The organism is Baaleninema simplex PCC 7105, from assembly GCF_000332355.1.
In the GTDB taxonomy this organism is placed as follows: Bacteria; Cyanobacteriota; Cyanobacteriia; order Cyanobacteriales; family Geitlerinemataceae; genus Baaleninema; species Baaleninema simplex.
The window spans coordinates 678,134-680,866 of the sequence record NZ_KB235958.1 but is presented as its reverse complement, the minus strand read 5'-3'; the positions used below and the strand labels follow the sequence as shown (position 1 = coordinate 680,866).

General features: G+C 43.4%; 1 protein-coding gene and 2 pseudogenes. 2 read left to right on the top strand and 1 reads right to left on the bottom strand.

Features of this window, described 5'->3' with window-relative positions; translation table 11 throughout:
- Window positions 1-348: pseudogene (locus GEI7105_RS0104920) on the top strand (IS701 family transposase); the annotation flags it as partial.
- Between the two features lie 204 nt (window positions 349-552).
- Here the strand turns inward: GEI7105_RS0104920 and GEI7105_RS0104915 are convergent.
- Window positions 553-909: an S-layer family protein gene (locus GEI7105_RS0104915; protein WP_017659373.1), complete on the bottom strand. Its 357-nt coding sequence runs from the start codon at window positions 907-909 to the stop codon at window positions 553-555.
- A gap of 215 nt (window positions 910-1,124) precedes the next feature.
- Here GEI7105_RS0104915 and GEI7105_RS29105 point away from each other — a divergent pair.
- Window positions 1,125-2,685, top strand: a pseudogene (locus tag GEI7105_RS29105) (IS1634 family transposase).
- Window positions 2,686-2,733 lie beyond the last annotated feature (48 nt).

Below are 2,733 nucleotides of genomic sequence, written 5' to 3'. Positions count from 1 at the left end.
TTTATCCGAGTGTTCAAGATAGTTGCCCCAGACGGCGACATTGAGTACTGGGCCACCAACGACTTGAAGATGTCACCTTTAAAACGGTTGCAGTGGGCTGAGTGGGGATGGGCGATTGAAGAGTATCACCGAGGTCTCAAGCAGTGCTGTGGCGTGGAAAAGGCTCAGGTTCGCTCGTCTCGGGCTCAACGCAACCACATCGGTTTAGCCATTCGAGCCTTCCTACGTTTAGAGATGTATTGGTTCAACACAGGCATCAGTTGGTACGAATCTAAACGCCGCGTCATCCGCGAGGCGGTTCGCTCTTACTTATCGGCTCCCTGGGTCACTCTTTCTCCAACTGCGTAACTCCTGAAATTGATGGAATAGGGTGCATCTCAAAAATGTAAATTTATCAGATCGGAGTCTCTACACTGAATTGAGCTGTTGTTGGGTTTCGCTATTGCTCCACCCATGGACGGCAGCGTTGCCGAAGTTCAACCTACCGCAAACTCATATTTTTACAAAAGTGAGATGCACCCATGGAATACTTACGTGAATATACGCTTAAGCTTATCGATCGCTACAATTGAGGCGATCGCTCCAACGATTCCCCACTCGATGTTGTGGGATCGAAACTAACTCCATCGTGCCGTCGTCTCGCCGCTGCCAACCCGTGGCTTCTACGAGAGGGAGCTGCGAACTGTCCAGTTCTGTAGAAGGCGATCGCCCCTCAGAATTCACCTCTGGTGCAGAAACTGGAATTTCTGTCAACCGAATATCCGTCCAAACTGTTTGACTTCGTAGAACATCCGTGGGATCGGGAGGTAAACCCCCGTTTCCGGTGACGACAAACGTATTTTCCGCCGCCGCCTCGCACGCCGACGTCACCTGCGTCTCGGAATCGATGGGATTGCTGCTCAACTGCACCAACCCACATTCCGCACTTCAAATGTAGTGTATAAGTAGTATAAATTGAATCGGAAAAGAATTAGGTATTTCGACTCAGCCAACTGACCCCTTGACTTGAAAATAACATTCAAGAGCCAACTGACTTGACAAAAATAGTAGGATATGCAGAATGACTTCCGGCAAGCTTTTCTGTCATCATCAAAAAATGTAGCCATCAGAAAAAGGAAGAGACTATGTCGGTAGAGGTCAAAAATTTAGACCACTTGGGGTTAGTGGCGGGAATCATTGACGAAATCGGAATTGTCGAAATCGTCAACGACTTACTCGGAGAAAAAAAGACGGAAAAAGTTAGCGCGGGTCTCGTCGTTAAAGCCATGATTTTAAATGGCATGGGATTAGTGTCATCCCCTCTTTATATTTTTAAGAATTTCTTTGAAAGTAAGGCGGTAGAAAACCTACTGGGAGAAGGAATTAAAGCCGAGTATTTAAATGACGATCGACTGGGCAGGGTTCTCGATAAAATTTATCGATTTGGACTCAATCGAATTTTTGTGGCCATTGCCTTAGCCACGGTAAAAAAGTATGAATTAACGGTAAATTCCAACCATCTCGACTCAAGTTCGTTTCACGTTCATGGAGACTACCCTAACTCCGGGGAATCGGGAACGATTGAAATTACTTACGGATATTCAAGAGACCATCGCCCGGATTTAAAGCAATTTCTGATGAATTTAATCTGCACTGGAGATGGCGATGTGCCACTTTGGATGAAGATGGGTTCGGGAAACGACTCAGACTCAAAGCAATTTGGTCGATCGATGGTTGAGTTTAAAAAACAATTTCAGTTTGAAAGTTTAACGGTGGCTGATAGTGCTTTTACACCCAGGAAAATCTACAAATTGCCAAGGAAGTTAAATGGTTGAGTCGAGTTCCCGTGACGGTAAAAGCAGCGAAGAATTTAGTAGAATCGGTAGAGGAAAGACGAGTTAAAAGCGAGTCAACTTACGGGTTATCGTTTTCAAGAATCTCAACAAAACTATGCCGATGTTGAGCAAAGATGGTTACTAGTACGAAAGTACAAAAAAGGAAAGAATCAAGATTTAAAAAAATTAAGAGAAAAAAAATCCAGAAAGATGGTGAGTCCGCCCAAAAGAAACTCCGAGAGTTAAGTGTTCGAGAATTTGCTTGTGCCGCTGATGCCGAAAAAGCAGCATTTCGCCTTTTAAGAAAGTCGAAGTATCACCAAATTACCGATTTAGAAATTACGGAAAATTCTGGGGTCTATCAAGTCAAAGCGAACGTCACAATTGATGAAGCTTCAGTCGAAGATAAAAAACGAAGTGCCGGACGATTTATCTTGGCGACGAATGTTTTAAACTCAGAAGAATTAACCGCTGATTCAATGCTCTCGAACTACAAAGAGCAACAGTCAGTCGTAACGAGGTTTTGGCTTTCTGAAAGACCCGTCTATTTTTAACGGATTAGCGTTTTTCTTAAATCTCCTCACCGGATTGAAGCTTTGGGATTCATTATGGGCTTATGCTTATTGGTTTACACTCTGGGACAACGACAAAATTCGGAAAACTTTGAAGACGGCTAAAAACTGAGACGTCAAAAATCAGTTAGGTCGTCTAACCGATCGACCAACTCTCCGATGGATATTTCAATGTTTTCAAGGGATTCATGTCTTCCGAACTCAAGGGAGTTAAAAAAATTTCTAATTTAACCTCTGAGCGCCTACATTTACTTGAATTTTTTCCAAAATCTTGTCAGGCTTATTATCTTCTAACTTGAAGATAGACTCGATTAATGCTCGTTAAAATTACATCTAATCTCCCTGGA